This window comes from uncultured Ruegeria sp., from assembly GCF_947497005.1.
Lineage (GTDB): Bacteria > Pseudomonadota > Alphaproteobacteria > Rhodobacterales > Rhodobacteraceae > Ruegeria.
This window is the reverse complement of record NZ_CANMFF010000017.1, coordinates 51,046-67,459: the sequence shown is the minus strand read 5'-3', so window position 1 is coordinate 67,459 and position 16,414 is coordinate 51,046. Positions and strand designations below refer to the sequence as shown.

21 protein-coding genes and 1 pseudogene are annotated in these 16,414 nt (G+C 55.7%); 12 read left to right on the top strand and 10 right to left on the bottom strand.

The window, feature by feature from the left end:
• The first annotated feature begins 26 nt into the window (after positions 1-26).
• Genes Q0816_RS20365 through Q0816_RS20355 form a run of 3 tightly spaced genes read left to right on the top strand, consistent with a single transcriptional unit; the run spans position 27 to position 2,596 of the window.
• Complete coding sequence (locus Q0816_RS20365) at positions 27-608, top strand: carboxymuconolactone decarboxylase family protein (protein WP_298854093.1); 582 nt, start codon at positions 27-29, stop codon at positions 606-608.
• A gap of 8 nt (positions 609-616) precedes the next feature.
• Positions 617-1,204, top strand: coding sequence for a helix-turn-helix domain-containing protein (locus Q0816_RS20360; RefSeq protein WP_298854092.1), 588 nt, complete (start codon positions 617-619; stop codon positions 1,202-1,204).
• Positions 1,205-1,216: 12 nt separating this feature from the next.
• Positions 1,217-2,596, top strand: coding sequence for an MATE family efflux transporter (locus Q0816_RS20355; RefSeq protein WP_298854091.1), 1,380 nt, complete (start codon positions 1,217-1,219; stop codon positions 2,594-2,596).
• An 82-nt stretch (positions 2,597-2,678) separates the two neighbouring features.
• On the opposite strand, the pseudogene Q0816_RS20350 reads toward Q0816_RS20355, so the two are convergent.
• From Q0816_RS20350 to Q0816_RS20330, 5 genes and pseudogenes are all read right to left on the bottom strand, one after another.
• A pseudogene (locus Q0816_RS20350) lies at positions 2,679-3,433 on the bottom strand (IS5 family transposase).
• A gap of 228 nt (positions 3,434-3,661) precedes the next feature.
• Positions 3,662-4,921 carry an NAD(P)/FAD-dependent oxidoreductase gene (locus tag Q0816_RS20345; protein WP_298854090.1) on the bottom strand — a complete coding sequence of 420 codons (1,260 nt, stop codon included), beginning with the start codon at positions 4,919-4,921 and terminating at the stop codon, positions 3,662-3,664.
• A 24-nt stretch (positions 4,922-4,945) separates the two neighbouring features.
• On the bottom strand, positions 4,946-5,257 hold the full coding sequence (locus Q0816_RS20340; RefSeq protein WP_367180548.1) for a cytochrome c: 312 nt from the start codon (positions 5,255-5,257) through the stop codon (positions 4,946-4,948).
• A 74-nt stretch (positions 5,258-5,331) separates the two neighbouring features.
• On the bottom strand, positions 5,332-5,664 hold the full coding sequence (soxZ, locus tag Q0816_RS20335; RefSeq protein ID WP_298854088.1) for a thiosulfate oxidation carrier complex protein SoxZ: 333 nt from the start codon (positions 5,662-5,664) through the stop codon (positions 5,332-5,334).
• A gap of 15 nt (positions 5,665-5,679) precedes the next feature.
• Entirely contained in the window at positions 5,680-6,117 is a 438-nt protein-coding gene (locus Q0816_RS20330) for a thiosulfate oxidation carrier protein SoxY (RefSeq protein ID WP_298854086.1), read from the bottom strand.
• A gap of 179 nt (positions 6,118-6,296) precedes the next feature.
• On the opposite strand from Q0816_RS20330, the gene Q0816_RS20325 reads away from it, so the two are divergent.
• The 9 genes from Q0816_RS20325 (at position 6,297) to pqqE (ending at position 13,376) form a co-directional block, all read left to right on the top strand.
• Positions 6,297-7,043, top strand: a complete 747-nt coding sequence (locus tag Q0816_RS20325) for an ABC transporter ATP-binding protein (RefSeq protein ID WP_298854085.1) — start codon at positions 6,297-6,299, stop codon at positions 7,041-7,043.
• Positions 7,040-7,831 (top strand): ABC transporter permease, encoded by a 792-nt coding sequence (locus Q0816_RS20320; protein ID WP_298854083.1) that lies wholly within the window; start codon positions 7,040-7,042, stop codon positions 7,829-7,831. The genes Q0816_RS20325 and Q0816_RS20320 overlap by 4 nt, the downstream gene beginning before the upstream one ends.
• Positions 7,828-9,429, top strand: a complete 1,602-nt coding sequence (locus tag Q0816_RS20315; protein ID WP_298854081.1) for a HAMP domain-containing sensor histidine kinase — start codon at positions 7,828-7,830, stop codon at positions 9,427-9,429. The genes Q0816_RS20320 and Q0816_RS20315 overlap by 4 nt, the downstream gene beginning before the upstream one ends.
• Before the next feature lie 9 nt (positions 9,430-9,438).
• Positions 9,439-10,122, top strand: coding sequence for a response regulator transcription factor (locus Q0816_RS20310; RefSeq protein ID WP_298854079.1), 684 nt, complete (start codon positions 9,439-9,441; stop codon positions 10,120-10,122).
• A gap of 102 nt (positions 10,123-10,224) precedes the next feature.
• Complete coding sequence (pqqA, locus tag Q0816_RS20305; protein WP_085823998.1) at positions 10,225-10,326, top strand: pyrroloquinoline quinone precursor peptide PqqA; 102 nt, start codon at positions 10,225-10,227, stop codon at positions 10,324-10,326.
• A 23-nt stretch (positions 10,327-10,349) separates the two neighbouring features.
• Positions 10,350-11,246 carry a pyrroloquinoline quinone biosynthesis protein PqqB gene (gene pqqB, locus Q0816_RS20300; RefSeq protein WP_298854072.1) on the top strand — a complete coding sequence of 299 codons (897 nt, stop codon included), beginning with the start codon at positions 10,350-10,352 and terminating at the stop codon, positions 11,244-11,246.
• A complete protein-coding gene (pqqC, locus tag Q0816_RS20295) occupies positions 11,243-11,992 on the top strand; it encodes a pyrroloquinoline-quinone synthase PqqC (RefSeq protein WP_298854069.1) in 750 nt (249 codons plus the stop codon). Before pqqB ends, pqqC begins: the two co-directional genes overlap by 4 nt.
• Positions 11,992-12,264, top strand: coding sequence for a pyrroloquinoline quinone biosynthesis peptide chaperone PqqD (gene pqqD / locus Q0816_RS20290; protein WP_298854156.1), 273 nt, complete (start codon positions 11,992-11,994; stop codon positions 12,262-12,264). Before pqqC ends, pqqD begins: the two co-directional genes overlap by 1 nt.
• Positions 12,264-13,376, top strand: a complete 1,113-nt coding sequence (gene pqqE / locus Q0816_RS20285; RefSeq protein WP_298854067.1) for a pyrroloquinoline quinone biosynthesis protein PqqE — start codon at positions 12,264-12,266, stop codon at positions 13,374-13,376. Before pqqD ends, pqqE begins: the two co-directional genes overlap by 1 nt.
• A 3-nt stretch (positions 13,377-13,379) precedes the next feature.
• Here pqqE and Q0816_RS20280 read toward each other — a convergent pair whose 3' ends face one another.
• The 5 genes from Q0816_RS20280 to Q0816_RS20260 are packed head-to-tail and all read right to left on the bottom strand — an operon-like array spanning position 13,380 to position 16,408.
• Positions 13,380-13,976, bottom strand: a complete 597-nt coding sequence (locus tag Q0816_RS20280; protein ID WP_298854065.1) for an ABC transporter ATP-binding protein — start codon at positions 13,974-13,976, stop codon at positions 13,380-13,382.
• Positions 13,973-14,722, bottom strand: a complete 750-nt coding sequence (locus tag Q0816_RS20275) for an ABC transporter permease (RefSeq protein ID WP_298854063.1) — start codon at positions 14,720-14,722, stop codon at positions 13,973-13,975. Before Q0816_RS20275 ends, Q0816_RS20280 begins: the two co-directional genes overlap by 4 nt.
• 6 nt (positions 14,723-14,728) lie before the next feature.
• Positions 14,729-15,694: an ABC transporter substrate-binding protein gene (locus Q0816_RS20270; protein ID WP_298854061.1), complete on the bottom strand. Its 966-nt coding sequence runs from the start codon at positions 15,692-15,694 to the stop codon at positions 14,729-14,731.
• A 12-nt stretch (positions 15,695-15,706) separates the two neighbouring features.
• The gene (locus Q0816_RS20265) at positions 15,707-15,955 is read right to left on the bottom strand and encodes a PepSY domain-containing protein (protein WP_298854059.1); all 249 of its coding nucleotides are present in this window, start codon (positions 15,953-15,955) and stop codon (positions 15,707-15,709) included.
• Between the two features lie 15 nt (positions 15,956-15,970).
• Positions 15,971-16,408, bottom strand: coding sequence for a hypothetical protein (locus Q0816_RS20260; RefSeq protein ID WP_298854057.1), 438 nt, complete (start codon positions 16,406-16,408; stop codon positions 15,971-15,973).
• Between the last annotated feature and the right edge of the window lie 6 nt (positions 16,409-16,414).

Here is a 16,414-nt window from a genome sequence, read left to right as displayed (position 1 = left end):
GCCAAATCTCAAAGAAGGAGCCGTAAATGTCTGCCTGGATCAGGATGATATCTGACGAAGATGCCGATGCGCAGCTGCAGGACAGTCTGAATTTGGCGCGGACGCCTCATGGGACGGTGGACAACGTTATGCGTGTGCACTCGCTGCGTCCCAACACAATGAAAGGCCACGTGATTTTGTATCGCGCCTGCCTACACGACGATGCCAACACAGTTCCGATGTGGTTTCAGGAGGTGATCAGTTCTTACGTATCGACTTTGAACACTTGCCCATACTCCTACGCCAACCACTGGGCCAATGCCCGGCACCTGATCGCAGATGACGCACGCGCCGATAAAATCGAAGCCGCGTTCAAGGCACGACGTCCACAGGATGCCTTCGACGGCGCTCATCTTGCGGCACTGCGATATGCCGAGAAACTGACCGTATCGCCCGGAGCGATGGTCGATTCCGACGTTGCTCAACTGAAAGAGGCTGGCTGGGAAGACGGAGAGATTCTCGAAATCAATCAGATCGTCGGCTACTTCAACTATGCGAACAGGTTGCTGAACGGTCTGGGCGTGACAACGGATGGCGATGTGGTGGGCTATTACGCGAACGAAGAATAGGACAGACCATGCAGGGAGATCCGCCTGGAAGACAGATTGATCGCGCAATTGGTGCCTCGCTGAAAGAGCTGCGCCAAAGCCGCAAACAATCTGCCCGCAGGCTGGCCAAGCAGTCCGGAATCTCAGCCGCCATGGTCAGCCGGATCGAAAATGGCCTGGTCTCCCCCTCTATCGACACGCTCGCTGCGCTGGCCGAAGCGCTTGAAGTTCCGATTATATCGTTGTTTCGTGAAGCGCGCACCGATCACACCGATTATACACTTGTGCGCCATGGCGAAGGGCTGAGATCCACCCGAATCTCTGCCGGGCATAGCCATGAATATGTCAATCTAGCGCTGCATTCGCGCAAAGACCTGCGCTTTCAGGCCCGTCGCGTGATCCTGTTGCGCGATGGCGGACCACCACCAACATATGTCGGACACGGCGTCGTTTTTGTTCAGGCCATCGAAGGCGAAGCTGTTTATCGCTATGGCGAAGCCCGGTTCAAACTGGCCGCTGGCGATACCATCAGCGTGGATGCCGAGCTCAACCACGGGTTTGAAGAGGTTCTGACCTCCGAATTTGTCTTTCTGACTGTTCAGGCAGAACGTCCGTGATATCAGGCTGGCATGGCGCAGGCTCTTGACCTTGATCTGACGCGCGGACCCATTCCGGGACACTTCCGAACACTGGCGATTCCTGGCGCAGTGGGAATGCTGTTCAACACGCTCTACAATATCGTGGACATCTTCTTTGCCGGGTTGTTGTCAACCAGTGCACAGGCCGGTCTGGCCCTTGGGTTTCAGGCGTTTTTCGTCACAATTTCTGTCGGGGTAGGGCTAGGCGCAGCCATGAGCGCGTTGGTCGGGAACGCTCTGGGTGCAGGCGACAACCGGGCGGCTCGGCGCCTTGCTGCGCAAGGGATGGCATATGGATTTATAGCATCCTGTCTGCTTGTTCTAATGAGCCTGTGGTTTGGCCCCATGTTGATCCGATTGGTTTCGGAACCGGGCGACTATCGCGATGCAGGGCTGCGCTATTTCTACTGGCTGCTTATGGCAATGCCCGGTTTCTTGCTGGCCCATGGGTGCAACGGCATCCTGCAGGCCCATGGCGATGCGGTGTCGATGCAGAGGGCGCTGATCGTGGCGTTTCTGGCAAACATCGTGCTGAATCCTCTTCTGATCTATGGTATTCCCGGTGTGATCCCGGGCATCGGTTTTGACGGGCTGGCCCTATCCACAGTGATCAGTCAGACGGGGGTGATGATTTTTCTCATCCGGCAGGTTCTGCGGCGAAAACGTATGAGGCGGATGCGCCCGGCCCATTTCATCCCGCGCCTGAGCCGATTTGCCGAGATCTCCATGCAGGTACTGCCGACGGCTGTGTCTTTTTCCGTCATGCTCTTGTCTACCTTCGTCATTCAATTTGCGCTCAAGCTCTTTGGGGAACATGCCATTGCCGGGTACGCCATCGCCATTCGCCTGGAACAGGTTATGCTGCTGCCCATTCTGGGCGTCACCGGCGCGCTGCTGCCAATCGCATCTCAGAATTTCGGGGCCCGCGATAGCCAGAGAGTACGCGCAGCACTGTTCTATTGCTGGCGCATCGGGTTCTTCATGACACTGATTGCAATCCCGATCCTTTGGCTCGGCGGCCCGTTGCTCATGCGACTGTTCACAAATGAGCCGGATGTTATCCGTGTCGGTGTCGGCTACCTACGTATCGATAGCCTGATCCTACCCTTCTACATGATGCTGTTTTCGATCAACTCGCTACTGCAGGCGTTAAAAAAGCCCATCTGGACAGTCTGGATCAGCTTCTATCGACAAGGGTTCGGGGTTGCTTTCTTCGTTTGGTTTTTTGTTGGCCTTTTGGGTTTCAGCGAAATCGGAGTTTGGTTCGGAACAGCAGCGGCTGTTGTAACCGGCTGGGTTTTCGCGTTGGCGCTGACCACACACATCGCCCGAACAGAAATCAGTGGATTGTGGGTTTCCGCCACAGGGTGATGGAACGGGGATTTGTTGCAAAGCTTTGAGCTGGATGAACTTTTCGGCGATTTTACCGGAGTTAGGCTCCAGACTCTTTGATTTACAGCCAGAATAGGACTGTAGCCGCGAGTGCGATGGCCACAGGAATACCTTCGGGCATCTGTCGTATCGGGTTGCGACGCGCCGCCAGTCTTTCAGGCGCCCGAACATGATCTCAATGCGGTTTCTGCGTTTATAGCGTCGCTTGTCGTAGCGGACAGGCTTGTCGCGCGACTTGCGACCTGGGATGCAGGGCCTAATCCCCCTGTCATTAAGGGCTTCGCGGAACCAGTCGGCGTCATAACCTCGATCTCCCAGCAGCCGCTCAGCTGGTGGTAGCGTGTTCACCAGAGCCCTAGCCCCTGTGTAGTCGCTAACCTGCCCAGCGGATTTGAAGAAGCGGATGGGGCGTCCGAGGCTGTCAGTAACTGCATGCAGTTTCGTATTCATGCCACCCTTGGGGCGTCCGATCAGTCTGCCGCGCCCCCTTTTTCAGCCGCAGGCTGGAGGCCGTGCGGTGCACTTTGAGGTAAGTTGCGTCAATCATGATGGTTTTGTGATCGGCTTCTTCCGCAGCCAGCCCGGTCATGATCCGAGCGAATAACCCATATCGCTCCATCGTTTCCAGCGGTTGTAGAGCGTCTTCGGCGGCCCATATTCGCGACGCGCATCCGACCACCGCAACCCATTGCGATTGATGAAAATAATCCCGCTCAATACACGTCGATCATCAACCCTCGGCTTGCCATGGCTCATCGGAAAGTAGGGCCGAAGCCGCGACATCTGCTCGTCGGTCAACCAGAATAGACTTCTCATTATGCACCCTCCTGAACCTCAAGCGCTTGAATCATGTGGACGGGATGCCGACAACCAATTTAGTGGGTCCAGAACCTAGGCCACATGCGCCGTTTGATTTGCAATAATGCGGGCGGGTGCAAGTTTCACATAATTTAGCTTACGCGATTCTGAATTGTCCAATCCATGTCTATCAGCAATCAGAACTGCCGCACTCAGTAATTGTCAACAAATTCCAAAACAAAACCCCTAGCGGAACATATCCCCTGTGATGGCGGCGTACCAATTCTCGGATTCTTCGTAGGTTGTCTTGCGCAGAGTAACATCTTCACCAACCTGACTGATAAAGCCGTCAACACGCGCTATCTTTTCTTCAGTTGCTTCATATGTCGCGCCGACTTTGACGCCGTCATTTACGGCAATCAATGACCAGCAGGTGTTTGCGTATCTTGGCGGGAACATACGTGAACCGGTCAGCGCACCGCGGACGGCATTGGCGCAGACCTTGGCTTGCGAATTGGCCGAGAAACCGGATTTTGGCATATCGCCCTGCTGACTGGCATCGCCCAGAACATAAACATCCGGGTCTGTTTTCGAGGACATATCAGCTGAGTTCACCGGAGCCCATCGGCCATCCGTAACACCCGCGATCTCGGCAATACGCCCGGCTTTCATCGCAGGAATAACGTTGCAGATATCAACGGCCAATTCTTCACCGTCAATCACCAGCGTCATCTGATCCGGGTCGACCGATACGTCTCCGCCGCCAAAATCTTCACCAATCCAGTCGATCATGCCCGGATAGTACGTTGCCCAGCCATCCTCGAATAGCGCCATTTTAGAGAATTTCGGTTTCGGATCGGCAATGATTATTTTAGCGGTTGGGTTGGTGGTTGTCAGAACATGCGCCACCATCGAAATACGCTCGTATGGACCGGGTGGACAGCGATAGGGGTTTGGGGGCGCGACCATTGCAAACACCCCACCCTGGGGCATGTTCTCTATCTGGGCACGTAGAAGCTGAGACTGAGAACCGGCCTCATAGGCGTGGGGCATTTTATTTTGCGCTGATAGATCCCAGCCTTGGACGGACCCTTCGACGAAATCGATACCCGGTGACAGGATCAGCTTATCATAGGGCAGCACTTGACCACCTGCCAAAGTCACATTTTTACCGACCCGATCGACCGCAACGGCCCAATCATGGATGACGTTGATCCCATATTTTGCAGCAAGCGCACCGTAGGTATGTCCGATCTCATCGATCGATTTCAGTCCCCCGATGTAGAGATTGGAAAAAAAGCAGCTGAAATAAACCTGTGACGGCTCGACAAGGGTTACATCGATTGCACCATCGCTGTCCTTTGCAATATAACGCGCCGCAGTGGCCCCTCCAGCGCCGCCACCAATGACGACGACCCGGGGCTTTCCGCTACCTTCCGCCAGAACTGCCGGCGCTGACAAAGCGCCTGTCGCAGCACCCAGAAATTTGCGTCTATTCCACGTCATCTAAACCCCTCTCTGCGGCTGTTTTCACTCCAGCGCGTTAAAGTATGCCGCCAACGCTGCTATTTCTTCATCGTTCAGACGCCCAGCCATCATCTGCATGATCGGATGTTCGCGCTGTTTAGTCTTATACGCCAGCATCGCATCCACAAACGCGTTGGGATCAAGTCCGACAATCTGCGGGATACCGTCCGTCTCGGCATTTGTCTGATGGCAGGTCACACATTCCGCAGACAGATACGCACCGAGTTCGACATCTCCGACTTCTGCGTCTGCCTTTACCTCGGCGATCGGCAATGTGCCAAAACAGATGCAGGTGCTAAGGATGGCCTTCCTCAACTTTGTTCCACGATCATTCAACGTACAACGTTTGTAAATTACACCTGCAATCAAAACCACCACTTCCGCCGGCATCATGAAACGACCGAGATCGCGCGGCTGTCGGTGTAGATCGCACCGTCATCGTCAAACCAACTGAAAGTAAAAACCCCGGGCCCCGGAACAATCGCCTGAAACTCAAAAAACGGATTTGTCGAAATGCCGGGGCCGATGTCGAGTTCGATGACCAGTTCACCTTCGAATTCACACCGAAAACGATGAATGATCGACCGGGGGATAGGCAGGCCATTGGAATTAAGACGATTGCCGGATTCCATACGGTGGGTGATCAGGGTCTTGATCGTGACCACCTCGCCAGCGCGGGCCTGTTTGGGGAGCTTGACGCGGGTTTTGACGCCTGTAGCCATGTCACAACTCCTCTGTCATGCGCAACCGCCTACGACGACCAAAGTCGCCCGTGTACCACGGTGAACACTGCGGTCTGGCAGCCGCGCGAGGGCTAATATCTCTTGGGATTGTCCCAGTCGCATGCGGGTTGAAATAGAGTGCGCACCAGCCAGAACCCCAAACCGAACCCTGAGAACTGGCAGAACCGGATTGCCGGGCGCGATTAACATGACCTCCTCTGCCGAGGGAGCGTCAATGGTTACCGGTACGCGATAGCCATCCTCTGCAATTGCTTCCATATCAATGGAGACACCGCTGTCCGCAGTTGGCGCGTTACCGGCAAAACTGGCGATCAGTTCTTCGAGCGTCGCGACGTTCGGCAAAGCCACCAAATCCTGCGCGCGTACGGGCAAAGCAAGGCATAACAATGCCCCAAGGCTCACCTGCAGTGCATCGCGCCGATTTAAGGACATTGCGGCCCTTTCTCATTAGTCTGACGCCGATGTTACTGCGTCACCACTGTACGGATACATAACATATCCGTGACCCTTCACATACTTAAGTCGCGGTCACACCTCAGACAGGAAGGTTGAGAAACGCGAGCCGACATTGCAAGCTGCGGTCAAGCCCTACGGCTCGGGACGGAGGAAGAATGTCAAACACGCGGCAATCGGCAGAAGCCAATCCCGGTCTCGCCGTACTCGAGTTAAGCTTTCACTATGGCACCAAAGCGGCTTTGGATACAGTTTCTTTCGAGATATCAGCAGGAACTTTCTGCGGACTGCTCGGCCCGAACGGGGCTGGAAAATCGACTCTGGTATCACTGTTGACACGATTGCTTGTGGCACCAGACGGCGAAATTAGTGTTGCGGGTTGCAACCTGCGCCAAGCCCCCCGCAAGGCCCTGGGCAAACTTGGCGTGGTCTTTCAGCAACCAACTCTGGATCTGGGTCTGACCGTATATCAGAACATGACCTATTTCGCCGCCCTGCACGGTTTGCCGCGCTCAGAGGTTCCTGCGCGGATCGACGCGGCGCTGGACCGGTTGAACATGCGGGAACGTGCCGGAGAACGGGTGCGTGATTTGAATGGAGGTCATCGCCGCCGCATGGAGTTGGCGCGCGCCCTTCTGCATGACCCGTCAGTGCTGCTATTAGACGAGCCAACCGTCGGGCTTGATGCCGCAGCGCGGCAGGCGATCACCGACCATGTGCACGACCTGGCCACGCAAGGACTTTGTGTTCTTTGGGCCACGCACCTCACCGATGAAGTGCGCGACGATGACCAGTTGCTCGTGCTGCATCGCGGTCAGATTCTGGCCCGTGGACAGACAAGCGACCTACGAGGTGATCAAACGCTGTCCGATTGGTTCCTGTCCCAAACCGAGGTCCCGGCATGAGCGGGTTCTGGGGTGTCGCACGTGCCATTATCGGGCGCGAGTTTCTACGGTTCATCCATCAACGCGAACGGTTTCTTGCGGCTCTGGTCCGGCCAATGGTGTGGCTATTGATCTTCGCAGCAGGGTTTCGCGCGGCGCTTGGCCTGTCGATTATCCCTCCCTATCAGACCTACATCACATATGAGACCTACATCGTACCGGGTCTGTGCGCGATGGTTCTGTTGTTTAATGGGATGCAAAGCTCGCTCAGCCTTGTTTATGACCGCGAGATGGGTTCGATGCGCCTGTTGCTGACTAGCTCGTTCCCGCGCTGGTGGCTGTTGTTCTGCCGCCTGCTGGGATCAACGGCAATTTCAATCCTTCAAGTCTATACGTTTCTGGCACTGGCAGCGCTGTTCGGTATTGTCCTGCCCCTGCCGGGCTATATTGCAGTGCTGCCCGGTTTGCTTCTGGGTGGTTTGATGTTGGGTGCGCTGGGTCTGGTGCTGTCCAGTTTCATCAAACAACTGGAGAATTTCGCCGGAGTGATGAACTTTGTCATCTTCCCGATGTTCTTTCTGTCCTCGGCCCTCTACCCCTTGTGGAAAATGGCCGAGAGCTCTCCCTTGCTGCGCGATATCTGTGCCTTCAATCCCTTCACGCATGTTGTCGAGTTGATCAGGTTCCTGCTTTACCTGCAGATCAATTGGGGGGCCTTAATCTGGGTTCTTGGGTCCACGGTCGTTTTGTGCACGATTGCCGTATGGGGATATGATCCGGCACGTGGTCTGATGAAGCGGAAATCATGACGACCCAGCCCGAAACCACGAAACGCAGCCTGCTTCTCAAAACCCGATTAGGTCTTGGGGCGGTTGTGCTTGGGTCAGGCACATTATTGACGGCGGCCATCCTCTATTTCGGGATGCAAACCGTCGCCAACCGTCTGGAGACCGCGTTGGCCTCAGAAACCCGGATGGCGCGCTATGCCACTTTGTCGACCCAGGCCGCCACATTTCTTGTGATCGCAACCGAGTCGATCCAGACTGGTCAATCCGTCGAAACCCGATTGGATCGACTGTCCCCGATCCAGAATCAGATCGGGACAACTTTTCTGCAACTTCGATCCGATGTGGAGGAAGCCGTAACCGCCGTTCAGTCGCTTGGGCTGGACGAACAATCCCGGTACGGAACCCAATCCCTGGGTCTGGCTAGGATGGAAGCGCTGCTGGCCAATACGCTGGACGGGCTTGCTGATACAGAGGCTGATCAGGCACGATTGCGCGCTCATATCGACTCGTTTGCATCGGCATTTGACCCCTTGCTCAGCCAGGCCGTGAATACAGAGGTGTTGTTTCGAAACGCGATATTGGCCGGGATCGAACGGACCCGCCTGACGCTGACCTGGGTCGCAATGGCGCTTGCGCTATTTGCTTTGCTCAGCACGGCATGGTTTTACTTTGGGTTGGTGCGACCACAATTCTCTCGTCTGGACCGGCTGCGAAACGCGGCAGTTCAGGTCGGCAAATCCGACTTTGCTATTTCGCTGCCAGAAACTCGCAACGACGAGATCGGCCAATTGTATGGCGAGACCAACCGCATGGCAGCCGCGTTGAAGCAGCGTCAGGATGAGGTTGAGGCAGAATGGGCCCAGTTGAATGAGACGATTGCTCAGCGGACACGGGAACTCAGCGCGGCGAACGATACTTTGTCCAGGATTGATGAAAACCGCCGCCGCTTTTTTGCTGATATCAGCCACGAATTACGCACACCGCTGACGGTAATCATGATGGAGTCCCAGATTGGTCAACGGGACAACCAGACCGCGCCAGAGGCTTTGGCGACGATCGAAACCAGTGCTGCAAAACTGAACCAGCGCATCGACGATTTACTGCGTGTTGCGCGGTCTGAAAGCGGAGAACTGGCTTTAGAACTGCGCGATATTGCTCTGCGCGCGTTAATGCAAACAGTTGTGAATGACATTCAGCCCGAAATCGACAGCGCCAGCATGCGGTTAGAAGCGGGCGAATTCTCGGATTGTACATTACATTGCGATCCAAGCTGGATGCGTCAGGTTCTACTCAGCCTTTTGCGCAATGCGATCCGGCACGCACGCGATGGCAAAGCAATGTCGATTTCTGGTCAATCAGCGGACGGGAATGTTCAGATACAGATAACCGACAACGGGCCAGGTATTCCCGAGAGTGCCCAAGATCAGATATTTGAACGGTTTGTTCAGAGCGGAGCAACAAACAGTCAGGGATTTGGCGTCGGGCTGGCCTTGGCCAAATGGGTCGTCGAGGCGCATAAAGGATCGATCTCGATAGACAGCCCAGTCCCGCGTGAACGCGCCTTGGGCACAAGTGCCGGTACAAATGTCGGCATTCGATTGCCGTTGGCAGAGACTTAGTGTGATCCCATGGCTTCAAGATTGCTGATCATTGATGACGACCCAAAAATTGCTTCGGCACTTGTGCGAGGCCTGTCACTGCACGGCTACTCAGCCGAAGCGGAAAACCGCGCTGATCAAGGGCTGGAGCGATTGAAGAGCGGTAAATTCTCGGGTGCGATTGTTGATGTGATGCTGGGCGCAGACAGTGGTATCGAACTGGTTCGGGCTGCGCGCACGGCTGGTGTCGCGATTCCTATCCTGATGTTGTCGGCCCTCTCTGACGTCGATCATCGCGCCGCCGGGCTTGAGGCCGGAGCTGACGACTATGTCGTGAAGCCCTTCAGCTTTGACGAACTTGTCGCCCGGCTACAGGTGCAGGAACAACGGGTGCTCTCGCAACGCCCGGATCCTGCCCGGATATCGGCGCAAGACCGAACCCTGGCCATCGGAGAGACTAGCATCGCGCTGACTGAACGCGAGTTCGATCTGCTCATGCTGCTCAACAGCAAAGCCGGATCTCCGATATCACGCGGTGAGCTGTTTGACACGCTTTGGTCGCAGGAGAGATCCAGTAACGAAAATGTGGTCGATGTCTACATAGGCTATCTGCGCAAAAAGTTAGTATCCGATGATTTTGGTTTTGAAATCATAACGATACGCAATCAAGGCTTTTGCCTTCAAGGGGTTGCTCCGTTGTTGGATGACACCTGAGTACCGACCAAAGTCTAATTCCTTCTTATGAATTAAGAGTCGCACGGGCGCATGAGACCTGCCACATTGATTGCAAGCACATCTTAGGAGGAGGACCCCGATATGGCTTGGAGCAAACCTGTTATCCGCGAAATCGAGTGCGGCATGGAAATCAATATGTACGGCCCCGATCATGATGATGAGCGTGGTGGCGGCCTGATCTGATCAGCCGCAAGCGCCAACACTAGATGACGTTGCGCGCAATAATACTTGGGGCCGCTGCTGGAGGCGGCCTTCCGCAATGGAACTGCGGTTGCGAAAACTGCAATCTTGCACGACGCGGAGAAATTCCCGCGCAAACGCAATCGTCGCTCGCCGTGTCCCCCGATGGCCAGAACTGGGCCATTCTGAACGCTTCTCCGGATATTCGCATACAACTGGGCAATACACCCCTCCTGTTTCCTACAGGGTTGCGAGAGATGCCGGTTCAATCAGTGCTGGTGACAAACGGGGATATCGACCATGTGGCCGGCCTGCTCACGTTGCGTGAGATGCAGCCCTTCACGTTGTTTGCCACCAACAGCATTCATGACGTGATTGCAGAAAACCCGATTTTCGATGCCCTGAACGCCTCAGTCGTGAAACGCAGGCCGATCTTGCTGAATGAGCCCTTTGAACTGGTTACAAACCTCACTGCGACCCTGTTTCCAGTGCCCGGAAAAGTGCCTCTGTATCTGGAAGGGGAACATGTCCAAACGGATCTGGTCGGCGAACAGACCGTTGGGGTAGCGCTGCACACGCAAGGAAAGTCGGCTTATTACATCCCGGGCTGCGCTGCATTGACGCCAGAACTACGCGCGCAGCTTGATGGGGCCGACCTCTTATTTTTTGATGGCACGCTTTGGCAGGATGATGAGATGGTGCGGACCGGCCTGGGTCAGAAAACAGGCAAACGTATGGGGCATATGTCGATGGACGGTCCCGAAGGCTCGATTGCTGGCTTTGCTGATATGCAGATCGGACGCAAGGTGTTCGTCCATATGAACAACACCAACCCGGTTCTGCGCCCGAACAGTGCCGAGAATGCGCAGGCGTGCGCCAAAGGCTGGACGATAGGTCGGGATGGAATGGAGATCACGCTATGACCCAAAGTCGCGACGATTTTGAGGACCGGCTGCGCCAGATCGGGGCCGAGCGCTATCACGACCTGCACCCCTTTCATCATCGCCTGCACGGCGGTCAATGTACCCCCGATGAAGTCCGCGCCTGGGTGATCAACCGGTATTATTACCAGCATTCCATCCCGATGAAAGACGCCGCCTTCATGTCTCGGGTCGAAGATTCGGCCCTACGCCGCGCCTGGCGGTCACGGATTGAAGATCATGACGGCACCGATGAGAACGAGGGGGGCATCAGGCGCTGGTTGCGGCTGGCCGAGGCGGTCGGGCTTGATCCGGACTACGTCGCCTCGTGCGAGGGCGTCTTGCCTGCCACCAAATTCGCGGTGGATGCCTATGTGCGATTTGTCCGCGAAAAGACGCTGCTTGAGGCCGTTGCGGCTTCGCTTACGGAACTTTTTGCGCCGAAAATTCACGCCAGCAGGATTGCGGGTCTGCTTCAACACTACGATTTTGCGGACGACAGATCCTTGTCCTATTTCCGCAATCGCCTAAAAGAAGCCCCGAAAGACGTGGCTTTTGGTCTGGCGTGGGTATTGGATCATTCGGATACTGCTGAAAAGCAGGATGCTGCGGCCAAGGCTCTAATTTTCAAGACAGATGTTCTGTGGTCACAACTGGATGCCCTGTGGGGTGCCTATGTCGAGCCCGCCCGCACTCCACCGGGAGCCTGGAAACCGGACACAGGTCTTCTGATGCGGCGGGCATCGTGATGCTGGCGCAGGAGATCCCATTGCTCCCGCGTGGTGTGCGCATCCATTTCGATTCCGTACGGGATAAATGGGTTTTATTGGCACCAGAAAGGGCCGTGACGTTGGATCAGGTTGGACATGCGATTTTGGCTGAAGTCGACGGCCAGCGCAGTTTTGACCAAATCACAGCGATATTGTCGGAAAAATACAACGCCCCGAATGATCAAATCGCCGAAGACAGTTCGGGTTTTCTGGATGCCCTGCGGGCGCGGCGTTTTCTGGATGTGATTTGATGCAAGCGAAAGCCCCACCCCCAATCGCCATGCTGGCCGAGTTGACACATCGTTGCCCGCTATCCTGCCCCTATTGCTCCAATCCAGTCGAAATGGCGAAGCTCGACAGCGAGTTGGATACCGAGACTTGGGCACGTGTTTTCCAAGAAGCCGCTGCTCTTGGTGTGTTGCAATTGCACCTTTCTGGTGGCGAACCCGCGTCTCGCCGCGATCTGGTTGCGTTGGTCAAATCCGCGCGTGAGGCCGGGCTGTATACCAACCTGATCACTTCAGCGATCGGCCTGTCCGAACGTCGCCTGAATGAATTGGATGAGGCCGGTCTAGACCATATCCAGCTGTCTCTTCAAGGCACTGACGCGGTGATGGCGGATAAGGTGGGCGGTTACCGGGGCGGGTTTGACCGAAAGATGCAAACGATCGAATGGATCAAACACATCGGGTTCCCGCTGACCCTGAACTTTGTCCTGCACTGCCACAATGCGCACCAACTGCCACGCGCGCTGGAACTGGCACAAGAGATGGGCGCACGACGAATTGAGGTTGCAACGGTGCAGTTCCACGGCTGGGCTTTGAAGAACCGGGATGCTTTGATGCCCACGCGGGAACAGGCGCAGCAAGTGACGAAGCTGGTAACCGAGGCGCGAAGAGACCTGAAAGGACAGTTGGTTATCGATTATGTCCCGGCGGACTATCATGATGACTATCCCAAGCGATGTATGGGTGGTTGGGGTAACACCGGGCTGAACGTGGCACCGGATGGTCAGGTTTTGCCCTGCCATGCGGCGCAATCCATTCCGCATCTGACATTTGATCGGGTACAGGACAAAGCGCTTGCGGATATCTGGTACAACAGCTCTGCGTTCAATGCATATCGCGGGACGGACTGGATGGCAGACCCCTGCAAATCCTGCGAGCGAAAAACCATAGATTTCGGTGGCTGCCGCTGTCAGGCCATGGCCATTGTCGGAGACGCAAGCGCCACCGATCCTGTTTGCATCAAGTCGCCCCATCATCAGGCATTGCAGGATCAGGCGAACGAACATGCCGCCAAAGCGGACGCACCTTTCGTCTATCGCCATTCACCCGGAGCAGCAACCGAGCCTGCGGAGTAAACCCTAACCCAAAACGGCCCCGTCCCGCCCGGATATCAGGTTGAGTATCCGATTGGAAAGACGTTGTGCTTCGGATTGGGAGTGGGTCACGAACAGGGTGGCCGGGCCATGCTGCGCGATCAGATCCTCGGTCAGGGTCAGCATCGTTTCGGCTGTTTCGGCGTCCAGAGACACAAAAGGCTCGTCCATAATCAAAAACTCGGGCTGCCCGGCAAAGGCGCGCGCCAGCGACAAGCGGCGCTGCTGACCCAGGGACAGTTGACCGGGAAACAAATTCCCCTTTCCGTCCAAACCGACGTCTGTCAGAGCGGCCTCAACATCAGCGCGAGACAAGCTCGGGTGGACCAGGATCAGATTATCAGAAGCGGAACGCCAGGGCAGCAAGGTGGGTTCTTGAAACACAATCGCCAGCCGATCCGGCCGTACGATTTGGCCGTCAAAGTCGGGATCAATACCGGCCACCAACCGGAGCAGAGTGGTCTTGCCGATACCCGATGGTCCGGTCAGCGCGATCGTTTCCCCCGCAGCGATATCAAAGGAGACGGGTCCCAAGACGACATCGTTGCCAAAGCGTTTCTGTCGGATGTCAATGCGGATCATACAGCTCTCCACCGCCGTGCCTTACGCTCCCATGGTTGCAAAACCAGCCATTCGACGATCAGCATGACCGCAATGAAGGAAAACGCATAGACAAGCACCATCGCCACATCAAACAGCTGAAAATACAAGTGGATTTGAAATCCAACACCAGATGAACGCCCCAGAAATTCGACCACAAGCACGACCTTCCAGATCAGGGAAAGCCCCGACCTTGCAGCAGCGGCGATAAATGGGGTCAGCTGCGGCAGGATCACATGTCGCAGTCGCGTTTGCCTCGGCAGCTGGTAAACTTGGGCCATCGCGTCCAAATCCGGGCTCAGCGCTCTGCCGCCTTCGCGCAGGATCGTCGCGACATTGGGAATTTTGTTCAATGTCACGGCTGTGATTGCCGCTGCCTCGGTCAATCCGATCCAGAGATAGCACAGCACGATCAATACCAACGCGGGCAGGTTCAGGAAAATGACCAACCACGGGTCGAGCCAGCGGTTCAGCGCATCCGAACGCCCCATGGACAGCCCAATGATCGTTCCCAAGGTCATTGCCAATGCGAAAGCCCAGATCACGCGCACCAAAGTCACACCAAGGCTGCGCGGCAATTCGCCCGATACCAGTTCCTGTTTAAAACGTGGGATCAAGTCCCAGGGCTGTGGCAGAACTTGCGGATCTGCTGTCAGAGAGGCCGCAACAATCCACAACGCCACGAGGCCCGCAATGGACAAAAGCGGTGTGAGGCGCGTGTCTTGCATCACTTCCTATTCCACGTCTGCAAACAGACCTTGTGGTACTGTTGTTGCTTCACCCACCAGCTCGGCCCCACCCAACTCGGCCATCAGTTCCAGCATCTTGTTTGCGGCTTCCGCGTCGACTGGGCTGCGATCAGGAATCCCGGCGATCCAATCGGATTTGAGCTGTTCAAATTGCGCGTCGGACTTGGCGTTCATACGAGGGCGGATCGCCTCCCACGCCTCAGGAGAATTGGCCAACAGATCCTTGGCTTCTCGGCTGGCGGCGAACAGGTTTTGCGCAATATCTGGATTTTCAGTCAGAAAACTCTCTTTCAGGTAATAGCCCAGCAGCGGCGTATTTGTATCAAGACCAAGCGCCTGCCCGGCGTCTTCCACCGAGATCAGCTCTTTCATACCTGTAGCTTTCATCTTGGCCAGAAAGTGCCAGAAATTGATTGCCCCCGCATAATCTCCCCCGAGAGCGGACTTAAAGATCAGTGGCGGTGCACCGAACACCTGCTCGGTCTCGGTTTTCAGATCCATCCCATATTCCTGCGCTGCATAGGCGCGCAGGATAAGCCAGGATTTGTCCAACGGTCCGCCGGCAATGCCGATCTTGCCACCTGCCAAATCCTTCAAACTGGTCGCCGGGCTGTCAGCAGGTACAACAACCCCACCGACGGCTTTGGAATAAGGGATGAAGACATAATGCTTGCCAGCAGCCCTTTGGCGGGCAACCCAGATCCAGTCAGCGACGGCCAGATCAGCTTCGTCACCTTCAACAGCGATGCGGGTCGCGCCATTGTCGGCAAAAGGTTGAACATCAAGAATGAAGCCATGTTTCTTGTCCAGACCATTCTGGCGAATAGTCTCCAGCTCCCAGTTCACTGTCCCGATCTTGAGCACCGCTGCGCGAATGGTCGGCAAAGTATCGGCGGCCAGAGCGCCCGCCGTGAAGGTCAGCGAAAGACATGCTGCAAGCAGTTTCATCATGGCTACAACCCGCTATTCCGCCTTGCGGCTCACTTCTTTCAGGTCCTTGTCCAACTTAATGTCGAACTGGTTGCCACCCTTACAGATGACGTCGTCCAGATCGTAAACGTCATCTTCAACCTCGATATCGTCCGGGTCCATCTGGCATTCGATGGATGCAAGATAGGCCTCGATCTTTTCGACGGTTGCCGCGTCAATTTCGTCGGCGAAAGCCGGTGCCACGATAAGTCCAGCAATCAACAAAACCCCAAGCTTTTTCATCATACTTTCCTTTCTCTATTGAATGCTGACCGTGATGCGTTGCGTTTCTCCGGTGGAACCGGGGATGCGAATTTCATGGCTGCCAGGTTTGATTGCGATAAACGACAGTTCCGCCACACCGGCCTTGTCAAACTCGATGCTATCCACCGCCATCGGGCGGATTTCGATCTTGTTAATCACGATCTCATTCATCCAGATCGCACGAAAGAACGAAGGTCCCTCGATCGCCAGTTCCGCCGAGCCATCGGCGGTGATCTCAAGTTTGTAATACGCGCCGGATTGCAGAACTACGTCCTCGCCCAGTGGCTGCCCCGAGGCGAGCGTCAGCTTGATGGTGTCACCGCGATTGCATTTCGCCAGAAGTCCGGCAAATCCCAGATCGTCACAGAGCGGCGCCGCCGAGACCGGTCCACCGAACGCCGCGACCATCGCTGCGATCATAAGTTTCTTCATTCCCGT

Excerpts from the sequence above, each read along its gene's own strand:
- Q0816_RS20365 (WP_298854093.1), top strand. The coding sequence starts at position 27 with ATGTCTGCCTGGATCAGGATGATATCTGACGAAGATGCCGATGCGCAG.
- Q0816_RS20360 (WP_298854092.1), top strand. The coding sequence starts at position 617 with ATGCAGGGAGATCCGCCTGGAAGACAGATTGATCGCGCAATTGGTGCC.
- Q0816_RS20355 (WP_298854091.1), top strand. The coding sequence starts at position 1,217 with ATGGCGCAGGCTCTTGACCTTGATCTGACGCGCGGACCCATTCCGGGA.
- Q0816_RS20345 (WP_298854090.1), bottom strand. The coding sequence starts at position 4,921 with ATGACGTGGAATAGACGCAAATTTCTGGGTGCTGCGACAGGCGCTTTG.
- soxZ (WP_298854088.1), bottom strand. The coding sequence starts at position 5,664 with ATGGCTACAGGCGTCAAAACCCGCGTCAAGCTCCCCAAACAGGCCCGC.
- Q0816_RS20330 (WP_298854086.1), bottom strand. The coding sequence starts at position 6,117 with ATGTCCTTAAATCGGCGCGATGCACTGCAGGTGAGCCTTGGGGCATTG.
- Q0816_RS20325 (WP_298854085.1), top strand. The coding sequence starts at position 6,297 with ATGTCAAACACGCGGCAATCGGCAGAAGCCAATCCCGGTCTCGCCGTA.
- Q0816_RS20320 (WP_298854083.1), top strand. The coding sequence starts at position 7,040 with ATGAGCGGGTTCTGGGGTGTCGCACGTGCCATTATCGGGCGCGAGTTT.
- Q0816_RS20315 (WP_298854081.1), top strand. The coding sequence starts at position 7,828 with ATGACGACCCAGCCCGAAACCACGAAACGCAGCCTGCTTCTCAAAACC.
- Q0816_RS20310 (WP_298854079.1), top strand. The coding sequence starts at position 9,439 with ATGGCTTCAAGATTGCTGATCATTGATGACGACCCAAAAATTGCTTCG.
- pqqA (WP_085823998.1), top strand. The coding sequence starts at position 10,225 with ATGGCTTGGAGCAAACCTGTTATCCGCGAAATCGAGTGCGGCATGGAA.
- pqqB (WP_298854072.1), top strand. The coding sequence starts at position 10,350 with ATGACGTTGCGCGCAATAATACTTGGGGCCGCTGCTGGAGGCGGCCTT.
- pqqC (WP_298854069.1), top strand. The coding sequence starts at position 11,243 with ATGACCCAAAGTCGCGACGATTTTGAGGACCGGCTGCGCCAGATCGGG.
- pqqD (WP_298854156.1), top strand. The coding sequence starts at position 11,992 with ATGCTGGCGCAGGAGATCCCATTGCTCCCGCGTGGTGTGCGCATCCAT.
- pqqE (WP_298854067.1), top strand. The coding sequence starts at position 12,264 with ATGCAAGCGAAAGCCCCACCCCCAATCGCCATGCTGGCCGAGTTGACA.
- Q0816_RS20280 (WP_298854065.1), bottom strand. The coding sequence starts at position 13,976 with ATGATCCGCATTGACATCCGACAGAAACGCTTTGGCAACGATGTCGTC.
- Q0816_RS20275 (WP_298854063.1), bottom strand. The coding sequence starts at position 14,722 with ATGCAAGACACGCGCCTCACACCGCTTTTGTCCATTGCGGGCCTCGTG.
- Q0816_RS20270 (WP_298854061.1), bottom strand. The coding sequence starts at position 15,694 with ATGATGAAACTGCTTGCAGCATGTCTTTCGCTGACCTTCACGGCGGGC.
- Q0816_RS20265 (WP_298854059.1), bottom strand. The coding sequence starts at position 15,955 with ATGAAAAAGCTTGGGGTTTTGTTGATTGCTGGACTTATCGTGGCACCG.
- Q0816_RS20260 (WP_298854057.1), bottom strand. The coding sequence starts at position 16,408 with ATGAAGAAACTTATGATCGCAGCGATGGTCGCGGCGTTCGGTGGACCG.